20 protein-coding genes are annotated in these 23,995 nt (G+C 40.1%); 14 read left to right on the forward strand and 6 right to left on the reverse strand.

Going from position 1 to position 23,995, the window contains the following annotated elements; genetic code table 11:
* Positions 1 to 174: 174 nt before the first annotated feature.
* Positions 175 to 645: a thioredoxin family protein gene (locus J7J00_RS05785; protein WP_214788640.1), complete on the forward strand. Its 471-nt coding sequence runs from the start codon at positions 175 to 177 to the stop codon at positions 643 to 645.
* Between the two features lie 68 nt (positions 646 to 713).
* On the opposite strand, the gene J7J00_RS05790 is transcribed toward J7J00_RS05785, so the two are convergent.
* Complete coding sequence (locus J7J00_RS05790; RefSeq protein WP_214788643.1) at positions 714 to 1,133, reverse strand: DUF5365 family protein; 420 nt, start codon at positions 1,131 to 1,133, stop codon at positions 714 to 716.
* Positions 1,134 to 1,401: 268 nt separating this feature from the next.
* Here J7J00_RS05790 and J7J00_RS05795 point away from each other — a divergent pair, with 268 nt between their 5' ends.
* Positions 1,402 to 2,277 (forward strand): RluA family pseudouridine synthase, encoded by an 876-nt coding sequence (locus J7J00_RS05795; protein ID WP_214788905.1) that lies wholly within the window; start codon positions 1,402 to 1,404, stop codon positions 2,275 to 2,277.
* 200 nt (positions 2,278 to 2,477) lie between these two features.
* Here the strand turns inward: J7J00_RS05795 and J7J00_RS05800 are convergent, their stop codons facing one another.
* Positions 2,478 to 2,732: a GlsB/YeaQ/YmgE family stress response membrane protein gene (locus J7J00_RS05800; RefSeq protein WP_214788646.1), complete on the reverse strand. Its 255-nt coding sequence runs from the start codon at positions 2,730 to 2,732 to the stop codon at positions 2,478 to 2,480.
* 474 nt (positions 2,733 to 3,206) lie between these two features.
* Positions 3,207 to 4,037: an aldo/keto reductase gene (locus J7J00_RS05805; protein ID WP_214788649.1), complete on the reverse strand. Its 831-nt coding sequence runs from the start codon at positions 4,035 to 4,037 to the stop codon at positions 3,207 to 3,209.
* A gap of 394 nt (positions 4,038 to 4,431) precedes the next feature.
* On the opposite strand from J7J00_RS05805, the gene J7J00_RS05810 reads away from it, so the two are divergent.
* The 6 genes from J7J00_RS05810 (at position 4,432) to ald (ending at position 10,866) form a co-directional block, all read left to right on the forward strand.
* Entirely contained in the window at positions 4,432 to 5,430 is a 999-nt protein-coding gene (locus J7J00_RS05810) for an inorganic phosphate transporter (RefSeq protein ID WP_214788652.1), read from the forward strand.
* 238 nt (positions 5,431 to 5,668) lie between these two features.
* Positions 5,669 to 6,289 carry a DUF47 domain-containing protein gene (locus J7J00_RS05815; RefSeq protein ID WP_214788655.1) on the forward strand — a complete coding sequence of 207 codons (621 nt, stop codon included), beginning with the start codon at positions 5,669 to 5,671 and terminating at the stop codon, positions 6,287 to 6,289.
* Between the two features lie 15 nt (positions 6,290 to 6,304).
* The gene (locus J7J00_RS05820; RefSeq protein ID WP_214788658.1) at positions 6,305 to 7,303 is read left to right on the forward strand and encodes an inorganic phosphate transporter; all 999 of its coding nucleotides are present in this window, start codon (positions 6,305 to 6,307) and stop codon (positions 7,301 to 7,303) included.
* 130 nt (positions 7,304 to 7,433) lie between these two features.
* On the forward strand, positions 7,434 to 8,690 hold the full coding sequence (locus tag J7J00_RS05825) for a PucR family transcriptional regulator (RefSeq protein WP_286201200.1): 1,257 nt from the start codon (positions 7,434 to 7,436) through the stop codon (positions 8,688 to 8,690).
* Between the two features lie 48 nt (positions 8,691 to 8,738).
* Positions 8,739 to 9,560 carry an EcsC family protein gene (locus J7J00_RS05830; protein WP_214788661.1) on the forward strand — a complete coding sequence of 274 codons (822 nt, stop codon included), beginning with the start codon at positions 8,739 to 8,741 and terminating at the stop codon, positions 9,558 to 9,560.
* A 172-nt stretch (positions 9,561 to 9,732) separates the two neighbouring features.
* Positions 9,733 to 10,866, forward strand: a complete 1,134-nt coding sequence (gene ald / locus J7J00_RS05835; protein WP_076367639.1) for an alanine dehydrogenase — start codon at positions 9,733 to 9,735, stop codon at positions 10,864 to 10,866.
* Positions 10,867 to 11,213: 347 nt separating this feature from the next.
* On the opposite strand, the gene J7J00_RS05840 is transcribed toward ald, so the two are convergent.
* Positions 11,214 to 12,581, reverse strand: coding sequence for an FAD-binding oxidoreductase (locus J7J00_RS05840; RefSeq protein ID WP_098373356.1), 1,368 nt, complete (start codon positions 12,579 to 12,581; stop codon positions 11,214 to 11,216).
* 84 nt (positions 12,582 to 12,665) lie between these two features.
* Positions 12,666 to 13,472, reverse strand: a complete 807-nt coding sequence (gene proC, locus J7J00_RS05845; protein WP_214788664.1) for a pyrroline-5-carboxylate reductase — start codon at positions 13,470 to 13,472, stop codon at positions 12,666 to 12,668.
* 269 nt (positions 13,473 to 13,741) lie between these two features.
* Between proC and J7J00_RS05850 the strand changes: the two genes are divergently transcribed.
* The 5 genes from J7J00_RS05850 (at position 13,742) to J7J00_RS05870 (ending at position 19,596) form a co-directional block, all read left to right on the forward strand.
* Complete coding sequence (locus J7J00_RS05850) at positions 13,742 to 15,307, forward strand: MDR family MFS transporter (protein WP_214788667.1); 1,566 nt, start codon at positions 13,742 to 13,744, stop codon at positions 15,305 to 15,307.
* A 110-nt stretch (positions 15,308 to 15,417) separates the two neighbouring features.
* Positions 15,418 to 16,044, forward strand: a complete 627-nt coding sequence (locus J7J00_RS05855) for a DNA-3-methyladenine glycosylase (RefSeq protein ID WP_214788671.1) — start codon at positions 15,418 to 15,420, stop codon at positions 16,042 to 16,044.
* A 356-nt stretch (positions 16,045 to 16,400) separates the two neighbouring features.
* On the forward strand, positions 16,401 to 17,279 hold the full coding sequence (locus J7J00_RS05860) for a permease (RefSeq protein ID WP_214788674.1): 879 nt from the start codon (positions 16,401 to 16,403) through the stop codon (positions 17,277 to 17,279).
* 14 nt (positions 17,280 to 17,293) lie between these two features.
* Complete coding sequence (locus tag J7J00_RS05865) at positions 17,294 to 18,130, forward strand: TIGR03943 family putative permease subunit (protein WP_214788677.1); 837 nt, start codon at positions 17,294 to 17,296, stop codon at positions 18,128 to 18,130.
* 284 nt (positions 18,131 to 18,414) lie between these two features.
* Positions 18,415 to 19,596 (forward strand): C40 family peptidase, encoded by a 1,182-nt coding sequence (locus J7J00_RS05870; RefSeq protein WP_214788680.1) that lies wholly within the window; start codon positions 18,415 to 18,417, stop codon positions 19,594 to 19,596.
* Positions 19,597 to 20,632: 1,036 nt separating this feature from the next.
* Here the strand turns inward: J7J00_RS05870 and J7J00_RS05875 are convergent.
* Complete coding sequence (locus J7J00_RS05875) at positions 20,633 to 22,300, reverse strand: alpha-keto acid decarboxylase family protein (protein ID WP_286201201.1); 1,668 nt, start codon at positions 22,298 to 22,300, stop codon at positions 20,633 to 20,635.
* 267 nt (positions 22,301 to 22,567) lie between these two features.
* Between J7J00_RS05875 and J7J00_RS05880 the strand changes: the two genes are divergently transcribed.
* Positions 22,568 to 23,968, forward strand: coding sequence for a sigma-54 interaction domain-containing protein (locus J7J00_RS05880; protein WP_396020493.1), 1,401 nt, complete (start codon positions 22,568 to 22,570; stop codon positions 23,966 to 23,968).
* Positions 23,969 to 23,995: the final 27 nt, after the last annotated feature.

Here is a 23,995-nt window from a genome sequence, read left to right on the forward strand (position 1 = left end):
CATTATTTTGCAAAGGTTTCAGTCTTTCCCGACCACACCCTTGCATGAGGAAGGGTTCCATGTAAAGGACAATATATAAACGTATTGGTTTCATCACCATCACGTTCTAGCCTTGACTGCATTCATCATTATTTTTTACATCGTATGGACAAGATCCAAGGAGGTTGCAGCTTAATGAAGAAAATGGCTATATTTTTAGTGATAATCGTCGCCCTTTTTGTCCTGCTGGGCGTTTTTACAAACATGAAAAAAGAAGATAAATCAAAAGGAAATCCATACGGCAAGGATAAGCTTAAACCTGCTACTGTCGATCAGCTGGATGACCCCAATTATCAAAATTTGATCCTTCCTGTAGAATTGGAGCAGGACCTCCAAGATAGTAAAGACGTGACCGTTTATTTCTATAGTCCTACGAATTCAATCAGTCAAAAAACCACACCAGTCGTGGCACCTTTGGCAGAGAAATTGGGTATTGATCTAGTTCAATTCAATCTTTTGGAGTTTGAACAAGGATGGAGCGACTATGGCATCAAAAAGACCCCGACCATCGTTCACTATAAAAATGGGGAAGAACAAGAACGAATCGTCGGCTTTAATGATGAAGTAACGTTCGAGAAATGGTTCGAGGACCACGATATTAATTAAGGATGTAAAAAATGAGCCGGCCCTAACGGAAATGCTTCTCCCGTTATAGCCGGCTCATTTTTTTTGCCTTATACTAAATATTGATTCGCCACCTGGATGTCCATCATCTGCATATCATTATTCGCTTCATGGTTTATACTTGAAAAATGGTCATAATAAAAGGGGAAGAATATTCCACATTCATTCAATAAAGTGATGTTATGTTGGAACAATTCTTCAGATTTAGATTCCATCAATATAAAATCTTCTCTCTTCTGTTTGTCTAATATCGACAAGAGGACTTGAAGACATGTCATTACTTGAAATGCGTCTCTTAATGTTGCCAAGTAAGTGACAGAACTTTGATTGGGCTTTAAAACGCCAATCTCGCGAAAATGAAGGATTTCACTTTCCGTAAAGTATTTTGGAAATACAGATTCGTAGAAACGAGAAACGAGACTCGCTATTTCTTGCTCTTGTTCTTCAGTTGAAGAAAAGACCGTCTTCACTAAAAAAACCACCTTTTTTCAGATCCGTTAGACCTATCTATTATATGTATATTCTAGGACAAGCGATTTCTTTCCCAATAGAATAACATAAATTTTGTAAAAAATATGTGGTAATTTCCACCACGAAAATCTCAGCAATAGGTCCAAGGTTTCTTTTTTCATGACTCATCTTTAATTATTATATATTTTTTTCATTTAATTAAAACCAAAGTAGTCGAAAGTAGGGGTTTAATTGGAAAATTTTGAAATAACTAACCAAAAATTAATAATGAATGTTCTCCAAAGTTGGAATGGATTAACATTGGAAAAGCTTTTTAGGAAGCGGTGGAAGGCCCCAAAGAAATTAGTCCATGAATGGAGGATGAGTAAAGAAGTGACAGTGAATGGGAATTCCGTCACATGGTCAACTATTCTTAATGAAGGAGATACGATCAGTATCCCCTTATTGGATCACGCTGAAAATGAAACAGTTCAAGCGGCAGACTTAGGAATTTCCATCATATATGAAGATGATGTGTTGTTGATAGCCAATAAACCGGCTGGAATGGATACTCATCCTTCTCAACCGGGTGAAGCACACTCCCTCATCAATGGAGTGGCGCACCATCTTCAAAAAACCGGCCAGTCCTGTATGATCAAGCATATTCATAGGCTTGATAAAGATACCACCGGTGCGGTCCTTTTTGCCAAAAACCGCCTCATTGGGTCCATGCTGGATAGAATGTTGGAAGAAAGGGAAATCAAACGGACATATCTAGCTTTAGTCGAAGGAAACATTAAAAAGAATGAAGGCGAAATAAAAGAAAAAATTGGCCGCGACCGACACCATGCCACTAGACGAAGGGTTTCCCCTACAGGTCAGACGGCAGTCACCCATTATCAGGTACTCAATCGCAATCCCAAGAAAAACTTGACGCTCGTCAGCTGTACACTGGAAAGCGGCCGAACCCACCAAATCAGGGTGCATTTCAGTCATTTGAATCACCCCTTGGCCGGAGATACCTTGTATGGCGGAAAAAAGACATTTCCACGGCAAGCCCTGCATGCAAGGAAAATCGAATTCATCCACCCCATTTCAGAAAAAAAAATGAGCATAGAAGCTCCTTTCATTGATAGCCCTGAAATATTCGATGTCACCATTTAAACTGAACAAACACCGTTCGATTTCGGAACGGTGTTTTTATTTCTTCCATTAATATGAAATTGTTGCCCGTTTTTTTGGAACCAGCTGCAGGATTTTCTGCTTTTGGGCAAAATTGATGGATCAAAGGCATGTTTGGGACGAAATAAGTTCATTTTGACATAAAAAATAGCTGGCCACTTGGGCCAGCTTAATTTCTGCATTTATGAAGCTTTTCTCATGCCTTTTAAGATAAGGCTTAAGACGAAGACAAATACGATAGCACCAATCAATGCTGGAATTATAGCGAAATCTGCTACTGAAGGTCCCCAGTTCCCAAGAATTAATGAACCTAACCATGCACCAATAAAACCAGCGATAATGTTACCGATAATTCCAAATGGTACGTCACGTCCAACGATCATACCTGCTAACCAACCAATGATACCTCCGATAATTAATGACCATAAAAATCCCATAATATATTTCCTCCTTCAAATTAGTTATTTTTTCAATTTCTGCAGCAGACTCCAAGAAATCAAATCACTTCCATATTGTCATGCCTTTTTTCAGTTATTTTTAACTTTTACATTCAAATGGTATGATGCCGATTATGCACAATATCTAATGAATGTGAATGTTTTAGTTATTGGGTGGAATTAGCTAGCTATAGCCCTTGAGTAACTGATTGGACAATCCTCATGTTAGTGAATTTTTTCTTTTTGTTTGCCGCTGTACTCATTATTTTCCCCGTTTAATTAATCTAAAACCTAATTTTTTTAAAAAATATTTGGCAACGAAAACAGGATTAACAGACATATTAAACGGGTATACCATAGGATTAACTTTGTCACATAGTTAGTATAAGCAATAACTGTCTCAATTATGTTCATGAGGAAAAAGAAAAAGGATGCCCCATTCGGGACACCCTCCTATCATTTGCAGTATTCTTTTTAGAACAAAAGTTCATCGGGATTGCTACCGAACCGTTCATTTTTGTTCAAGGCATCTACTTGATTCATTTCATTCAGGCTTAAAGAAAAGTCAAATACCTCTGCATTTTCCTCGATACGGGAAGGCGTAATCGATTTAGGTATTACAACTAGATCATGTTGTAAATGCCATCTAATCAAAACTTGTGCTGAACTTTTCCCGTGCTTCTTCGCTATATGATTAATTGTCGGCTCTTCCAATAGGTTCCCTCTGCCTAGCGGGCTCCAAGACTCAACCTTTATTTCATGTTTTGCACAGTAATCACGAATTTCGACTTGAGTCAAAAGTGGATGCAATTCAATTTGATTGACGACCGGTTTCACTTCACTGTTTGCAAGTAAATCTTCCAAATGATGAACATGGAAATTACTCACACCGATTGATTTCACCTTTCCATCCTTATAAAGCTTTTCCAATGCCCTCCAGGTTTCCAGATATTTATCTTTTCCCGGCCAGTGGATCAGGTATAAATCCAAGTATTCCAGACCAAGACGATTTAAACTATCATCAAATGCCTGGAGCGTCGTTTCGTATCCTTGCTCTGTATTCCACACTTTAGATGTAATGAACAATTCTTCACGAGGCAATCCGCATTCCCGAATCGCCTGACCAACACCTTCTTCATTTTCATAAATGGCCGCCGTATCAATCGCACGATAACCAACTTCGATCGCTTTCTTGACGGACTCAACCGTTTCATTGCCGTTTTTCACTTTAAATACACCGAAACCCAACTGTGGCATTTTAACTCCATTATGTAAGGTGATCGTTTCCCCAATATTTGAAATCATTCCATCATTCCCCCTTACTTTTATTTACCAATTATACATCCCTCCACCTTCTATTTCTAACCATAAGCCTCGGGATTTATATAGCCTCTTAAGCGAAAAGACACCCTTAAATACCATTCATATATATTAAAGGGGATCATTTTATCTCTTTAATCATTCACTAAGTTAAATATTTTGTAAAAAAATGACGAAACATCTATCCTTATAGGTATGAAATTCGTTACAATTGAATAGTTCGGCTTAAAACCAAGTAAAAAAGAAGGTGCCAAATTTTAAGAATAATCAAATGTAAAACTCCCATCCTATTATTGAGGAGTTGCAAACTGTCCTGCCCATTCATTGGCGACAATCCATATACACTTTACATATTTGAAATTAAGGGAGTCCTCCATGTATGAATAGCATACTCATCTTAACCGTGCTAATTATTATTTTTGCTCTGGTCTTTGACTTTATCAATGGTTTCCATGATACGGCTAACGCCATCGCTACAGCAGTATCAACCAAGGCGCTTAAACCACGTCATGCAATCATCATGGCTGCGGTCATGAATTTATTAGGAGCACTGACCTTTACCGGTGTAGCGCATACCATTACGAAGGATATCGTTGATCCTTTCACATTGAACAATGGTTCTTATGTAATCCTTGCCGCCCTGCTTTCGGCAATAATATGGAATTTAATCACTTGGTATTTTGGCATTCCAAGCAGTTCCTCCCATGCGATCATTGGTTCAATAGCGGGAGCTGCCATCGTGGCTAGTGGATTCGATGCGATTAAATGGAGTGGATTCACTAAAATTGTACAAGCATTGATTTTATCCCCTATCCTCGCCTTCACGCTTGGATTCATTGTATACAGCATCTTCAAGGTAGTATTCAAAAATAATAATTTAGGAAAAACCAATAAGCGATTCAGGAGAATACAAATTCTCACGGCGGCCATCCAATCTTATACACATGGAACGAATGATGCTCAAAAATCCATGGGTATCATCACGATGGCTTTGATCGCTAACGGGTATGCCTCTACCTCTGATGTTCCTTTCTGGGTACAACTATCCTGCGCAATAGCCATGGCACTTGGTACATCAATCGGAGGTTGGAAGATCATCAAAACCGTTGGCGGTAAAATCATGAAAATCCGCCCAGTTAACGGTGTGGCTGCCGATATGACTGGAGCATCCATCATTTTCGGTGCAACCTTCCTGCATATGCCGGTCAGCACGACACATGTCATTTCTTCTTCAATACTTGGGGTCGGTTCAGCACACCGCATCAAAGGGGTAAAATGGGGAACCGCAAAAAACATGTTGATCACTTGGTTCATTACATTGCCAATTTCCGCTTCCTTAGCTGGAATCATTTACTATTTAATTGCTTTATTTTTATAGAACCTTTTGCCTTTCCATATTGGAAAGGCATTTTTTCTACAGATTTCCCCTTATAATTGTAGGGTTTTCCCCATTTTTTAATTTTCCTTGTGTTTTTATATAAAGTTTTATTAAGATTTTGTAAATTTTCGTCGAAAAACCTTCCCGGATACTACATGAATTCGTTACAATCAATTTGTTAATACTAAGCGTACGACTAAAGTGCGTAAATTTGCATGACTAATTGGGAGGCTTTAACATGGCTTTTAAATCAAAAAAAGACAAATTCGCAGTAATGCTTTTTAACATCGCTCAAAACCTTAAAGAAGGTGCTGACTATTTCGCGGATTATAAACTCAAAAACATCTCCGATCTCAAAGTATTTTCAGATACGATGAAAGACTATGAGCATAAAGGCGATTCAATGGTTCATAATGTGATTAAAGAGCTGAACAATGCCTTCATCACTCCTATCGAACGGGAAGATATACTTGAATTGACCATGAGAATGGATGATGTCATAGACGGTTTGGAACACTGTGCAGCATTATTCGAGATGTACTCAATTGTCAATGCAGATGAGTATATGCTTAAGTTTGTGGATGCAATCAAACAATGTACGTATGAGATTGAAAGTGCTGTCGATACACTATCCACTAAGAAATTGCCAATGATTCGTGAAAATGCAATCAAAATTAAAGATCTTGAATCAGTTTGTGACGGAATCCAACGTCAATCAATCAAAAACTTGTTTACAGTTGAAAAAGATCCAATCAGGATCATTCAATATAAAGAAATTTACGAAAGCCTTGAAGAAATCGCCGATCACTGTCAAGCAGTGGCCAATACACTTGAAACAATCATAATGAAAAACGCCTAAGGAGTACCCCAATAAATGGATACTTTATTAATTTTAACAATATTAATCGTTTTCTTTGCTTTAGCATTTGACTTCATCAATGGTTTTCATGATACAGCCAATGCAATAGCGACTGCTGTTTCAACAAAGGCCATGAAGCCTAGGCATGCCATCATCATGGCAGCCATCATGAACTTCGTCGGAGCTATGACATTTACTGGAGTAGCGAAGACCATAACGAAGGATATCGTGGATCCGTTCACGCTTCCGAATGGTTCATATGTAATCATGGCTGCTCTGCTTGCCGCTATCATATGGAATCTTCTTACCTGGTATTACGGAATACCAAGCAGTTCCTCCCATGCATTGATTGGTTCGATTGCAGGTGCCGCCATTGCTGCAGCAGGCTTCGCCGGCATTAAATGGGAAGGGTTCATGAAAATTCTTCAAGCTTTGATTTTCTCCCCGCTAATTGCTTTTGCAATCGGGTTTATCGTATACAGCATCTTTAAAGTAGTCTTTAAAAACAATAACCTGACAAAAACAAACCAAAAATTCCGTACTATACAGATTGCTACTGCGGCACTTCAATCGTATACCCATGGAACGAACGACGCTCAAAAAGCGATGGGTATCATCACGATGGCCCTTATTGCAAATGGTTATGCATCAAGTGCCGATATCCCCTTCTGGGTTCAATTCTCCTGTGCGCTAGCAATGGGGCTTGGAACTTCCGTCGGCGGATGGAAAATCATTAAAACCGTTGGCGGCAAAATCATGAAAATCCGTCCGGTCAATGGTGTTGCAGCGGATTTAACCGGTGCTTTCATCATTTTCGGCGCGACAATAATACACATGCCAGTCAGTACAACCCATGTTATTTCGTCTTCAATCCTTGGTGTTGGATCAGCACATCGTGTCAAGGGCGTAAAATGGGGAACGGCAAAAAGAATGATCATCACTTGGTTCATTACCATTCCCATCTCGGCAACATTAGCAGGTTTGCTTTATCTTTTAATTAACTTCTTATTCTAAAATAAAGTCCCTTCCGGTTTCCATCGGTAGGGATTTTCTGTTTTAACAAAGGATTTATCTATGCTTATTAATAGGAAATCGTTTAAAATTCAAGGAGAAGGAATTTTTTTTAGCGAGGGGCAAGATAAAAATGAAGGAATTCGAAAAAAATAGAGATATTTTTAAAGACCTTTATGGAGATATGATGGAGTTTGTCGATAGAATCAGTTCTGTTTTGGGTTGCCCCATTACAATCGAGGACGGTAACCATCGCTTACTTGCTTATAGCACACACGATGATACTACGGATCAGGCTCGTATCATGACCATAATCGGAAGACGTGTCCCTGAAAAGGTCATCAACAGTTTATGGAAAGATGGCTTCATCCCCGCGTTATTGAAAGAAGATGCCCCCATTAAAATCGGGGCCATCAATGATGTCGGTCTCGGTAACAGGGTTGCGGTTTCCATCCGGAAAAATAATGAAGTACTTGGTTTCATTTGGGCTTTGGAAGTAAATGAACCTTTCTCCGAAGAAGATATGAAATTTCTCCAATTCGCTGCCAAGGAGGCGAAGAACCAGTTACAGCAATTGCAATTGAAAAAGAAAAGGAAAGAAGCAGGTCATCAAGAGTTCCTTTGGCGCATGTTGACCGGGCACTACCAAGAAGAATCGGAAATAATTGAAAATTACAAGAAATTTTCCATCCACGTTCCAGTGGTTTTTTCCATATTGGTATTCGAATTTCCTAAAGAGATCAATCGCGAAGTGGAGCGCTACATTTCATACATGTTAACGACCACTCAAAAGATAAACAGTTCCTTATTTGCCATTGACCATAACAAGCTCATTCTTTTAGCGGGAGGCAACCAGGAAAACAGCCCTTCTTTCACTTCATCGATTTATGAGTTCATTCCTTTTTTCATTCTGGAGATGAAACGGCGTTTCGGTGTCGAGCATATTCTTGGAACGGCTGGCAATATGTATAAAAACTTAATGGATGTTAAATCAAGTTACGAAGAAGCTCAATACACCCTTAAAATGAAGAATGTTTTCCCTGATGACATGAAACTCATTTTACATTATGAAGAACTTGGCATGTTTCAAATGATTGAAACACTCGCAAGCAACAAACAGCGTCGTGTTCATCCTTCGATCCTTAGGCTAAAAGCATATGACATGAAGAACCAGACGGAATTGCTGCAAACACTCACTGTCTATCTAGAGAAAGACTGCAACCCAAATGAAGCTTCAAGTAATCTTCATATCCATGTGAATACATTAAATTACAGATTAAAAAGAATCTCTGAAGTGGGAAATATTCGGCTAAAAGACCCGATTCAAAAAATGTCCCTCTTTCTTAACATTAAACTTAATCAATATGATGAATTTCACAAGAAAAATTAATGATATATTCCCTGATATGGAATACTAGAAGTGGGAAAGGTTGATCATATGAAACTTGAAACAAAAGAAGAGCTTGAAAAAGAATTAACAATCATTGAAAAATGGGAGAAAGATCAGAAAGGACTATGGTTTTGGGAACGGATCGGGCGAATCCCCTTCAAGCTATTGGATAAGTTGACACCGGATTTCATTCAGAAAAAGTTGGGTGTCATGCTTGATGAAATCGGCAGCTACATTCAGAATGGCGGAAAATATTTAACGAAAGAAGCTCATATTTTAAGTCAGCTGCAAGCCAAGGTTCCCGATTTGGAAATTAAAGCCCTGGAAGATGTTTCAAGCATACCCCTCCATATTATGGATAGTGTGAGTCAGGATATTAAAAATTCAGGCAGCAAATTGGCAACGGTTCAAGGTGCCACTACAGGGATTGGCGGAATCTTCACCTTGGCCATCGACATCCCCCTTCTTCTCGGCATGTCGATCAAAACGCTTCAGGATATCGCCATCACATATGGCTTCAATCCTAAAGACCGCCAAGAACGTATTTTCATCGTAAAATGTCTGCAATTCACAACATCGGATGTTGTCGGCAAAAAAGCTATATTAAATGAATTGTCGAAAATGAACCAGACCGATTCCCAATCAAAAAGGGAAATAGCATCCGAACTGCAAGGTTGGCGGGAAGTCGTTTATACATACCGTGATCAGTTTGGCTGGAAAAAGCTTTTGCAAATGGTTCCTGTTGCCGGAATAATCTTTGGCGCCCTTACAAATCGTTCCATGATTGCCGATATAGCCGATACGGGAATCATGCTATATAAGAAAAGAAGGATTTTAGAGCGCATTCAAGAGCCTATTGCAAAGAATTGAATTCAGCTTTAAAAAGGTCTTGTTCCTGGCAAGCCCATATTTTTTGACACTGCGTTTGTGGAATTCCACAAATACACCATTTTCAATTTTCTGATTTCCACATACTAACTATTTCTTTTTCCAACTATACTTGTGATACAAATAGTAAAAACACATTATTGGAGGGATTAAGATGAGAATAGGAATTCCAAAAGAGATTAAAAACAATGAAAACCGTGTAGCTATCACTCCAGCTGGGGTTGTGGCATTAGTCAATGCAGGTCACGAAGTATTAATCGAAATGAACGCAGGTCTAGGAAGCAGTTTTACAAATGAATCATACCAAGAAGCTGGTGCTGTTATAGTCGAGGACGCTGCTAGCGTTTGGTCAAGCACAGAAATGATCATGAAAGTAAAAGAACCTATCTCATCTGAATATAAATATTTCCGAAAAGATTTAATCCTTTTCACATATTTACATCTTGCGGCTGAACCGGCACTAGCTCAGGCCCTAAAAGAAAGCGGTGTCTTGGCCATTGCTTATGAAACGGTTGCAGTAAACCGCACACTTCCTTTATTGACACCAATGAGTGAAGTTGCAGGACGCATGGCAGCACAAATCGGTGCTCAGTTCCTTGAAAAAAATAACGGCGGCAAAGGAATACTATTAAGCGGAGTTCCTGGAGTTAAACGTGGTAAAGTCGCTGTTGTCGGCGGAGGTATGGTTGGAACGAATGCTGCTAAAATCGCTATTGGATTAGGCGCAGATGTTACCATTCTTGACTTAAGCCCTGACCGCCTACGTCAACTTGATGATATTTTCGGAAATGAACTGACTACACTTATCTCCAACCCTTATAATATTGCGGAAGCAGTTAAAGATGCCGATTTAGTGATCGGTGCTGTATTGATTCCAGGTGCTAAAGCTCCTAAGCTTGTTACTGAAGAAATGGTTAAATCGATGTCTCCTGGTTCAGTCATTGTAGATGTTGCAATCGACCAAGGCGGTATCTTTGAAACGGTCGACCACATAACAACACATGATAACCCTACTTATGTTAAACATGGAGTAGTGCATTATGCAGTGGCGAATATGCCAGGAGCAGTGCCTCAAACTTCTACAGTTGCATTAACTAACGTAACAGTACCATTTGCACTTCAAATTGCAAACAAAGGTGCCATCAAAGCAATCCTTGAAAATGATGCACTTGCAAAAGGCGTCAATGTTGCGAACGGTGAAATCACGTTCGAAGCAGTTGCAACAGACCTTGGCTACAACTATGTAAGTGTTGAAAATGCCTTAAACTCAAATAACATTAACGCTTAATAAAAAATAAGACTCCAGACATAATCTTGTCTGGAGTCTTATTTTTTTGGACGAGAATCTCGTTGAAGCTGTACTTCTTCGGACACAATATCTGGATCATGTCGGATTATCTCGCACTACGGGCGATTTAACTAGATATAGGTCGAATTATCAGATCGAACGGTCCATTTTTTCGATTAGAGCTCGAATTAAAGTCGAAAATCATTTTTATGCGAATATGTTAAATTCCGTGATATGTAATTGGCATTTTCGGCTTGACCCCAATAATACACATTATTTCCACCACATTTTATATGGGATCAAGTTTGTTTGATGTTATTACTAATCTACAAAATAAAATTTGCCTCTTAATCTATGAAGATCTTCCCAGGATTCATTATTCCTTTCGGATCTAATCCCTGTTTGATTGTTTTCATCACTTCGTAAGCTCCTCCATGCTCCCTTCGCTGATACTTCGATTTTCCAAGTCCTACCCCATGTTCACCCGTACATGTACCGCCTTTTGTTAATGCATATTCGACGATTTCTTCATTTAACCTCTTCGCTTCTTTAACTTCTTCAGGATTTTTCAGATCGATCATGAACAATACATGATAATTCCCGTCACCTACATGTCCTACAATCGCACCCTCCACTTTGGATTGTTCGACCTTCTTCCTTGTATCCAGTATGGCATTCGATAATTCATGAAGGGGCACACTTACGTCGGTCACCATCAGCTTCTTTCCAGGTGCGCTGTGAATGAATGCGTATGCGAGGTTATGGCGCGCTTCCCATAAGGCATTCCGTGCTTTTGAATCGGTTTCAAACTGGATATCCCCACAGCCAAAATCACTTACAATTTCCTTGGCAAATTTGACGTCCTGTTCCAGTCCGGCAAAATTCCCATGAAACTCGAGGAATAAAGTTGGTTGGACATCATAGGATTTGTCCATGAATTGATTAACTTTTTTTATGGACTCGGCATCAACCAATTCAATTCGTGCAATCGGGATTCCAGCAAGCATGATCCCATTAACCGCAGATACTGCCTGTTCGACGGTTGGAAATGAAGCTCTCCCAGCCATGGTGACTTCAGGAATACCGTATACCTTTAAAGTCAGTTCAGTAAATACACCTAGCGTACCTTCAGAACCGACAAACAAGCCATTCAAGTGAATGCCTGAGGATGATTTTGTCGCTAAACTTCCGGAATGAATCACTTCACCGTTTGCTAAAACCACTTCCAAATCCCTGACTTGATCGCGCATTATCCCATATTTGACCGAGGTCGTCCCACTTGCATTCGTAGCTGCCATCCCTCCCAATGTAGCATCGGCGCCAGGGTCGACGGAAAAGAACAAACCGTATTTTTTTAATTCTTTATTGAGTTGCGTCCTTGTCACACCTGGTTGGACCTTAACAAGGAAATCATTTTCCCTGATTTCCAGTATATGATTCATCAAGGACAAATCCAGGGAAATTCCCCCTTTGACTGGAACGACATGCCCCTCCAAACTTGATCCTAATCCAAAAGGAATGACCGGTATTTCATGCTCATTCGCATAACTCATGACTGCGCTGACTTCCGCAGTATCCCTTGGATAAATGACCATATCGGGTAAATGCGGAGTGTGATATGATTCATCATGGCTGTGCTGTTCCAATAATGTTTCATTCACCGTTACTTGTTCTGCCGTCAGTATCTTCCTAAGTTCTTCTATATAACCATTCATTATGCTGCCTCCTCTTTTTTCACCAAACATTCTGAAAATATCACACAAAATGAGATTGCCCGCTAATAGGCAATCCATCTTTCTTCACTTACTGAAACCTTTCGTTTTATCCGTGCAGGCCTTCATTGCTTGCAGAATGCTGGATCTTAGCTGATTCTCTTCTAAAGACGCTACCGCAGCTATCGTTGAACCGCCCGGCGTGCAGACATCATCCTTTAAAGCAGCAGGATGTCTTTCCGTTTCCAGTACCATTTTAGCAGCTCCCATTACAGCTTGTGCTGCCATTCGGTATGCTTGTTTTCTTGGAATGCCATCACGGACCCCTCCATCAGCCAGCGCCTCGATGAACATGTATACATAAGCAGGCGACGAACCGCTGATGGCCGGTACTGCGTCCATCAAATCTTCATGCAGGATTTCCGTTTTACCGAAACTATTCAGCAATGCAGTCACATCCTCTATATCAGCATCGGTAATTTCACCATTGATGCTCATGGCCGTCATGCCTTCACCGACAAGCGAAGGAGTGTTTGGCATCGTCCGGACAACCTTCACTTTTTTTCCGAAGCTGCTCTCAACTAAAGATATAGTGATCCCAGCTGCCATGGTAATGATTACAGCGTCTTCTTTCACATGATTCTTCACTTCTTCAAGCACTTGCTTATGCATGGCAGGTTGGATCCCTAGAAAGAGAAAGTCGGCAAAACCGGCAACCTCTATATTATCCAAAGTGCCTTTAACTTTATATTTCGTGGTGATTTTAGTTTTGGTTTCCATACTCGCAGTACTGACCATGATCCCTTCAGGTGAAATGACCTCTGCAAGCAACATGCCCTCAAGCATTGCCTCACCCATTTTGCCGCATCCAATAAACCCGATTTTTTTATTCATATCTTACACTTCCAATCATAAGTTCATCTATATTCCTTCTTATTATATCGGATATCATAAATGGAAACACGTTGGAGATATTAATCAGAAGGATTTGGTGGTTTCTGGTCGAATTACTAAGGTGTTATGGATGAATCTTCATATCCACCTTCATGCAATTGAAATTTTCAGCGAAAAACCATTGACTAAATGGTCATTTCGGATTTATAATTTTGACCTATCAGTCACAAAACGAATAAGGAATACAGTTCCAGGAATGGAGAAATCGTATGCAAATGGAAAAAAAAGCGGTCAATACTAAGCTAGTTTTAACAGGATTGATCATTGGAATGTTTTTCAGTTCATTGGAACAGACGATCGTCGGTACGGCCATGCCGACAATTATCGGGGAATTGAATGGTTTTACCATCTTTGCATGGGTGACGACTGCCTATTTAATAGCCTCAACGACTGTTGTACCCATTGTTGGAAAGCTATCTGATTTATATGGCAGACGTTCCCTTTATCTGCTTGGTACGATCATTTTTACGATTGGTTCTTTTTTATGTGCCACAGCCACTTCGATGGAGCAATTGATCATTTATAGAGGGCTGCAGGGAATCGGCGGCGGGATGATCATGCCTTTATCCCAAACGATAATCGGCGATATATTCTCTGCCGAACAAAGAGCCAAATGGCAGGGTGTATTTGGAGCCCTTTTTGGTTTAAGTTCCGTCATTGGTCCTTTTCTGGGCGGCCTGATCGTTGACCATATAAGCTGGCATTGGATCTTTTTGATCAATGTACCGACGGGCTTACTATCTGCCATTTTGATTTATGTAGGATTGAAACATGAAGCCATAAGGAAAGCAGAGAAAGTGAATATCGATTATCTGGGGATTTTCACCTTGATTCCTGGTATTGTGCTGTTACTGCTGGGCTTGACCTTCGGTGGTGATAAATTCGAATGGTTATCACTGGAATCTCTCTTGATTTTCGGCAGCACCATTGTCTTCATTGCCCTATTCATCATTTTTGAAAGAAGAGCAGTCGAACCGATCCTTGATTTATCCCTTTTTAAAAATAGAGTTTTTTCCACCACGAATATTTTGGGCTTCCTGCTTGGCCTTGGCATGTTCGGGGCAATCATGTTCGTCCCGCTGTTCATGCAAGGCGTACTGGGAGTTTCACCAACAAAAGCGGGGTCGACCATGACTCCGATGATGATCGGTATGATTCTTTCCAGCATAATTGGCGGGCGGTTACTATTGAAATTCCGTTTTCGTACCGTGCTTACCTTTGGAATGGCCTTTGCAACGCTTGGCTTCTTCCTAATGAGCATGATGGACGGCAGTACGACTATTTTCACTGCGTACTCATTCATGGCCATCCTTGGAATAGGTATGGGTCTTGTCATGCCGACATTGATGATTGCCGTTCAAAACGAGTTTCCAAAATCCCAGCTAGGGTCGGTTACAGCGGCCTCCACATTCTTCCGATCTATAGGAGGAACGATGGGCATCACGATTTTGAACGCTGTCATGAATCACAATCTCCAGCAAAATATGGATGATGCGGTCGTAAGCCAAAAGGACCCTATATTGCATGAGGCACTGAAAGCATTAGCCGATAAAACGGATGCGTTATTCAACATCATGCTTTATCCGGAAAACCTTAAAATGCCGGCAGAAGTCAGCAATGTCCTTGTAAAAACGATTGAAAATGCTTGGATCGATGCATTCTCCAGTGTTTTCATCACCGGTATCTTTTTTGTTTCCGCGGGGATACTAGTAGCACTTTCCGTGGGTTCAGGACGAATCAAAAAAGATCAAGAAACGGAAAAAGAATTAGGCTAAAAATATGCTCGGGACCGGCTGATATATTCAGCCGGCCTTTTTAATCCCTTCATGTTTCTTTTTCATCGATAAGGGAATTTTACCTGTATGAGACTAAATGGAGTGATACTATGATAAACCATTCAATTTTACCTGCGGATTTTTATCAGCGGCCCACGCTTGAACTGGCAAAATCCCTTCTTGGCTGCCTCATTGTAAAAGAAACAGCGGATGGAACCGCTTCTGGATTCATTGTTGAAACAGAGGCCTATATTGGACCTGGGGACAGGGCCGCACATAGTTTTGGAAATAGAAGGACAAAACGGACGGAAGTGATGTTCGGTAATTCCGGATTGATATATACATACGTCATGCACACACATACACTGGTCAATGTCGTAAGCGGCGGGCCTGAAAATCCGGAGGCCATTTTAATCAGGGCGGTTGAACCGTATTCCGGGCTTGAGCTCATGCATGAAAGACGCGGAATTGCCGATATTCGTAAATGGACCGATGGACCTGGAAAGCTAACAAAGGCACTAGGCATCACCATGGATGATTATGGTCGATCTTTTACAGATCCCCCGCTATATCTTGCTACCGGAAAAATGCCTGAACACATATCCAGCGGCCCCCGCGTCGGAATCGACAACTCCGGGGCAGCAAAAGATTATCCTTGGCGTTTCTGGGTTACCGACAATCCGTTTATATCCCGTAAAAACCTAATTAATAAAGCTGTGCCGAAAAATAAACCATGATTATATCCCCTCTAAGTGAACTGTGTAAATTCTGTGTATGTTACACAACTTAGAGGGGATTTTAATTTGTCCGTAAGCATCCCGAAATCCATATCAAGAGTCGTGTATGAAAGGATTATGAATATAGCTAATGACAGCCATAGCCTCAAAAGGAACAAGGCTTAAATTGAAGTAATACTTAATTTCTGCCAAACTTATACATTAGATTATTCAAGTCCCCTCAATATCCCATAGTTCAATTTCCATAATTCCCTTACCCATTCAACTTCTAGCATATTTCCCCAGTAATAATAAATTGACTTCCATCTATTACGAATCTAATATAGTTAAGTCAGCAATATGGAAGGTGGTTTATGATGAACGTTCAGGCTCTTTTGCAAATGAATACAATTTTTATTAGTATCCTAATTGAATCCCTTCCCTTCATTTTACTGGGAGTCCTTATATCTGGAATCATCCAAATGTTTGTGTCAGAAGAGATGATTGCAAAAATCATTCCGAAAAATCCGATCTTAGCTGTTTTATCCGCAATAGGTGCAGGAGTCTTTTTTCTTGCCTGCGAGTGCGGGATCGTCCCGATCACCCGCCGTTTGATCGCTAAAGGGGTTCCTCTTTCAGCAGCCATTGCCTTTATGCTTTCTGCACCCATTCTCAATCCAATCGTCCTGTTTTCCACCTATATAGCATTTGGTAATAGCTGGAGCATGGTTTTCTATCGTGGCGGAATTGCATTCGCGGTCGTCCTGATCATTGCATGCATCCTGTCTTTTCAATTTAAGACAAATCAGCTTAAACAGGAACATATCGAACATATACATCACCATAAACTTACATTTAAAGACAAAATAACGGGGATGTTCAAACACTCGATAGAAGAGTTCTTTTCTGTTGGAAAATACTTAATCATTGGTGCATTGCTGGCAGCTGCCATTCAAACCTTTTTGAAAACATCCCTATTGCTTGAAATCGGTCAAGGAAAACTATCCGGGAATGCAGTCATGATGGCTTTGTCCTATGTCATGTCCTTGTGTTCCCAAGCGGACGCCTTTGTTGCAAGTTCTTTTAGAAGTACCTTCTCGCCCTCTTCACTAGTTGCTTTTCTTGTATTTGGGGCCATGTTTGATATTAAAAATACGATCATGCTTTTAGGTACCTTCAAAACAAAATTCGTTTTATGTTTGATGGCCTATATATTTATTTCCGTCTTAGGCCTAACTTTATTGTTTATTTCTTAAAGAGGGTGTTTTATATGGGAAGATTATTCATATTACTTGGACTTACTTTTTTATTCATGCATTTACACGCCTCAGGGAATATATCGAAATACATTAATATGGAATATTCATATGTTTCACAGATTGCCATCTATATACTGGCAATATTCACGTTAATGGGATCTTACTTATATTTTAAGGAAGATAATCAAGAAGAATGTGTTGATTGTCAGTGCGGACATGATCACCCCCAGGAAAATAAGAAATGGAAAAGGAACCTTACTTACTTCCTATTCTTCATTCCCATTTTAACCGGTCTCTTTTTGCCTGTTGCCACTATGGACTCCAATATTGTAGAAAAAAAAGGATTTCATTTCCCGGTATATGAAGACTCGGATGAATATAGCCAGCATCAATTTCTGCAGCCGGATACGAGTCTTTATTATGGCAAGGATGACTATTTAACTTTAATGGATAACTCTCTCAAAGGCTTGGTTGATCGAGATAGTCTTCAATTAACAGATGAAAACTATCTAAACGATTTAGAAGCTATCTATTACTCTCCTGGAAAGTTCACTGGCAAGCAAATAACGTTAACCGGATTTACGTACAATTCAAATGAGCTAGCCAAAAACCAGGTATTCCTGTTTCGTTTTGGGGTCATTCACTGTGTCGCGGACTCTGGGGTATTCGGTATGCTAATCGAATTTCCTGAAGGAATGCATCCTAAAAATGATGAGTGGTATTCCGTGACAGGTGAATTGGAATCCATTTATTATCAGCCATTCAAGAAAACCATTCCCCTGCTCAAAGTATCATCACATAGTAAAATCGCTGAACCGGATGATCCCTACGTTTATAGACAATATTAAAAAATGAATCATGGAAAGGTAAGGATATGCCATCCTTACCTTTCTTTTTAATTTCCTCAAAATTCCATTTTATGAAATGCTCTTTTAATCCATTTATGCGAAATTACAGTATGGCCCTCTTACACTCCACCTGTATCCCATAAACCCCCATTTTCCTGCAATAAGATTACTGAAAAATGACGAAAAAGTTGAATTTTATTTATATGGGCCTGTTTTTTATATGCCATACCCTTATAATATAAATGCTACATATTTTTTTACCACATCAGGAGGAACTTTCCTAAATGAACAATTCTAAAAACTCTTTCATTCTTGCAGGTACTATTATAGGTACCCTAGTGGCAGGCACTTCCGCTTATGCTGGTTCTTATCAAGTTAAATCAGGGGACACCCTTGATGGAATCTCTAAAGCTAATCATACAACTGTCCAAGCATTAAAATCTCAAAACCATTTGACTAGTAACCTTATTTTTCCCGGCCAAGTCTTGAAGGTTAATAACCTTAACAACCATACAGATAAAAATATAGATAAAACCGAAAAATATGTGGTTAAACTGGGGGATACTTTATCAAAAATTGCTAAAAAATATAACCTTTCCCTTAGTGCCCTGCTTAAATTAAACACTGATATTTCTAATTCGGATCGAATTTATATTGGCCAATCCATCCGGGTTTCCGGAATGGCCCCTGCATCTAGCTCTACGGCTAAAAATAGTCCTTCTAATGCTACATATAGGGTCAAATCCGGTGACACCCTGGATAAAATTGCTAGAGTCAATAATATGACTGTCAAACAATTAAAGTCTAAAAACCATTTGACTAGTAACCTTATTTTTCCCGGCCAGGTCTTGAAGGTTAATACCCTTAACAACTATACGAGTTCGAATAATAGTAAAAATACAACAGAAGTTTATGTGGTTAAATTAGGGGATACCTTATCAACAATCGCTAAAAGATATAACCTTTCCCTTAGTGCCTTACTTAAAATGAACCCTACTATTTCTAATTCAAATCGTATTCGTATCGGCCAATCCATCCGGGTTTCCGGACAAGCCTCAGCATCTGCAATTAAAAAACCGTCCAACTCGACCAAGGCAGATCAAGTTTTGGCTGCTGGCGCTAAATATATGGGAGCCAGGTATGTTTACGGTGCAAGCACTTCACGCACTGATGTATTTGATTGCTCTTCATTCACATTAAGGGCATTCCAAAGTGCAGGTATTTCCTTGCCTCGAAATTCAGTGGCACAATCACACGTTGGTACAGCTGTATCTTCAAAATCCCTCCAAAAAGGGGATTTAGTATTTTTCGATACCAATAATGATGGTGTAATCAATCATGTGGGAATTTATGCCGGTAACGGTCAAATGCTGAATGCTTCTACATCTAAAGGTGTATCCTACGCTAACATCAACAGTTCTTACTGGGGACCTAGCTTTGTAAAGGCAGTTCGTGTTCTTAACTAAATGATTCATGGCAATAACCGATTGTTGGCTAAAAAATTAACTCTATATGTCTTGATAAAAGAGCAAAAAAGCGTGTTTTGATAAACTATCATACACGCTTTTTTGCGTATTATAATGTCAAATAGCTGCCAACTGGTGTTATGGCTATAACCATTCTCATTATCTTTTTGGAATCCATCCTCACTCGCGCATTAACCTTTGCATTTCCAAAATCGCATAATTAAGTTGATTACTGACACTTGACTCCTTCCAAGCTTGATAATTCCTTTCGTTGGGCTATTTCATCCTTCTTTTTTCTATGTTAGGCAATTGTTTGTTGTAAGAACCAAGCTTTTCTTAATAACATCATCATCACCTGCCTGTTTTGTCACATGTCTTTCCTGCATTTCCACTTGCTTTTTATGAACTTTTTCTTCAATAAGATCTATGAACAGCTGATTATTGTTGAGTTTTCTTTATTCGATTCTATTAATCGTGCTAATGATAAATTTTTACGCATTTTTTATGCCCCCTTATCTACAGAAATAGCCGACCGTAAAAAGAATGGTTTTCACTACTTAGGATAAATAGATATTTTCCCTATTACCTCGTGACATTTTCATATTACTTTTAATTTAAAAATTCTCCGTTTCAATTTTGAAATGACAGTGACCAATATTGGTATTATCATTCTGGATATATCCTGATTACTTTTTCAACTTGCCACCCTTGTCCTAGATCGGGCCGTATAGATATATCGTAAGTACAGTATCTATACCAACAAAAAAAAGGCCTTCATAACAGAAGACCTTTCTTTAAAAAATGTTCCAGCTTGATTTCAGAAATCCGCTCCCTTTCCGCCGACTGTCTGCCAAGACTCCTGCTTAGAAAAGCGTGTCCAAGGTAGACCTCACAGGCGCAAAGAGCGCCAAGGGCGGACCGCCCGCGGAAGGCGAGTGCCTGGAACGTTATATTTTAACAAACCCTCAAAAAATCATGAAGAATAACCAGTTTTCTTTAAAACATGGTTCGGCGCGAGAGCATTTTGAACATGGCATTACTTTAGTCTCTCTTGGTTTTCAAGATACTGCCTCATTTTTTGCAAATATTCCGGGGCATCCATTTGATCTTTCACGACCAATTCTATGAGGCAAAGGTTATCGGCGTTCTGAGCATTTGTAATGGCATCATCCAGTTCACCATTCGTCTCGACTCTTGCTGTAAATGCCTCTTGACCAAACGCTTCAGCCAGCTTTGTATAATTCCACTCTGGTATCTCATTGTATTTCTGTTTTTCTATATCGACTTTTACGTTCAAGAATTTTTCTATCGTGTAACCGTTATTGTTGAGAATAAACACGATGGGCTTGCAGCCGTTCTCCAGCATCGAGCTTATTTCCTGTGCTGTCAGCTGTATCGAGCCGTCCCCGGTAAACAATAGGACACGTCGGTTTCTATCCGCTATACAAGCACCGAAAGCTGCGGGCGTGGCATATCCGATGCTTTGCCAGCCTCCCTGGGCTATGTAGGTCGCCCCTTTCGGCAACCTGACCTGTGACATGCCATAAGAGAATGTTCCTGTTTCCGTGACCACAATGTCATTATCTTTTAACATTTGCTGAATTCGAGGATAATAGGAAGCCGCTTTCAGTGGTGCTGATGGGTCTTCCGCCATTGTGTCATACGGAAACGAGATGTTTCCAACAGATTCGTTCTGCCGGTAACCAATGTCCTGGAGCGCATTTAGAATTTCCTCTGCCCTGACATTCATATAACTGGCTTCCCCCACTTTTAATGTGTCAGGTTGAATTTCCACCATTTTCAACGGGTTAAGCTTTGCTGTACCTTTGGAAGTATTGACGTCTGACCAAACAGCACCAACGGCTATGATGAAATCCGCTTCTTCAACAGTCTGAGTTACATCCTTACTTCCGAAAGCTCCGCCGTATACACCAATATACTGGGGATGGCTCTCATCAAACCCGCTTTTTCCCTGCATTAACGAAGCAACTGGAACATTTAACCTCTCAGCGAGCTGCAGTACGGGTTTCTGCAGGTTATAACGAAGTGTTTTCAAATCGACAAGCAGAACCGCTTTGTTTACATGTTCTAACATCCCTTTTATATGCTTCACTGCTGACTGCAGCGCATCGACATTCGTTTTGGCCACATTTTCAGAAGTCTCACCGTGAGAAAGCAACGGTTTTTCAACAAGATCGATAGCCACTACTAAATAAACGGGCTTTTTCTTTTCTTTCGCGATTCTGATTGCAGCCGGTATCTCCCTAGCTGCGTTTTCCGGGGTAAGAATTGCCGTATAACTGGTGATATGCTCATAAACCTTACGGAAAACATCAAAATCTCCGTCCATTAACGTATGATGGGCAAGCTCCTTATCCTGTTGCATCATGGACTTTGGCGAGCCGACAATATGTATGAGCGGCACATTTTCACTGTACGCGCCAGCGATTGCATTACATGCGCTCATTTCACCGACACCAAAAGTGGTGATGAGTGCCGAAATTCCCTTCACACGGGCATAAGCGTCCGCAGCGTATCCTGCATTGAGTTCATTTCGTCCATTAATAAACTCAATCCCATCGTAATCTTCCAAAGTATCTAGCAATGAGAAATTATAGTCTCCAGGCACACCAAAAATCTCTGTAATACCTTCTGCTTTTAAGCAGTTGTATAAATATTGTCCCAAGGTTCTTTTTTCAGCCAAGTCAATCACTCCTTCAATCGATTACTCTCTACTTTATTTATACCCAAACATAAGTAGGTTAACCGTAAATATCCACATACTTAAGGTGGGATAGCTACTCTATTACTCTAGTTTTAGCTTTGAAAAATGATGTGAGTGAGATAATCTCAGGCATGGCTCTCATAAAAAATGATTCAATTCCAAATCAAAGTATCTGAAAATTCTTGATTTCACCTCTATTTTTGATTTATATTTGAATCACCGGAATAGTGGGTAAGGGGGAAAATGATGAGTGATAACAATGTCAAAAGAGTTTTGGAATGCATCATCAACACTTCCAATAATAATATTACCGTGACCGATGAAAAAGGATTCATTTTATTCACGAATCCTAACCATTGGTGGATATATGGAATCGAACCGGAACATTATCTGGGAAAATCCGTTTACCAGCTCGAAACGGAAGGAATCCTTTCACCTTCTATTTCTGCCATGGTATTGAAAGAGAAAACACCTGTACAGATCATGCAGCAGACGAAGACGGGAAAAATCGTTATGTCGACTGCCTATCCCATCTTTGATGATGATGGTGAATTGATTCGTGTCGTCAGCTATGCCCAAGATCAAACTGAAATCAGGAACCTCCAGGATCAGTACGGTCAATTGGAGAAAAAGATTCAAGAATACCAATCGGAAGTCGAGGAACTTAGGGAACAGGAGGAGCTGATCTATCGCAGCAAGGAAATGCGGCAAATCGCCAAAACGATACACCGTGTTTCCAAAACGGATGCGACAGTCATGCTTCTTGGTGAATCCGGTGTGGGAAAGAGCGTATTCGCCCGCCGGCTGCACAATCAGAGTTACCGCAGCAAAGAGCCATTCATCGAAGTTAACTGCAGTACCATCCCAGAAAGTCTTTTTGAATCTGAAATGTTTGGGTATGAAGCGGGATCCTTCACCGGAGCGCAGAAGCAAGGGAAACAAGGGCTAGTAGAACAAGCAGATAACGGAACCTTATTTCTGGATGAAATCGGTGAGCTTCCGCTGGATATGCAAGTGAAATTATTAAATGTCCTACAAGAGAAGACTTTTAAAAGGGTAGGTGGAAAAAAAGAGCATAAGATAGATTTTCGGCTTGTAACGGCCACCAATCAAAACCTTGAGGAAATGGTGGAAAAGGGAACATTCAGGCTCGATTTGTATTATCGCTTAAATGTGATTCCCATCCAAATACCGCCATTACGAGAAAGAAAAGAAGATATTGCCATCTTAATCAATCATAATCTCGAAATCATCAACAAGAAATACAAGTCAGATAAGAAATTGCACCCTTCCACATACGAAAAACTGATTCAGCATAAATGGTCAGGAAACGTGCGTGAATTGGAAAACCTGATTGAACGGCTCATTTTGACCTCGGAAGACTCCATCATTTTCCCTGGCTTTCTCCCCTCCCATTTCCAAGGACAAGAATCTTTTGAGAAAATAGATGATACCCTAATGATCGACGAAATGATGGTTGATGATAGTGATCTCAATACTGCCCTCGAACAAGTGGAAAGATGGATGATGATGAAAGCGAGTAAACAATGTAAGTCCACATATGAAATGGCTAAATTCTTAGGGATAAGCCAGCCTTCCGTCGTCAGGAAAATGAAGAAATATAAAGGTCATCTGCCCATTAAGTAAAAGTGAATTGAAAGAAACCATAAAAAT

The sequence above is a fragment of the Bacillus sp. ISL-4 genome (assembly GCF_018613275.1).
Classification (GTDB): domain Bacteria; phylum Bacillota; class Bacilli; order Bacillales; family DSM-1321; genus Peribacillus; species Peribacillus simplex_E.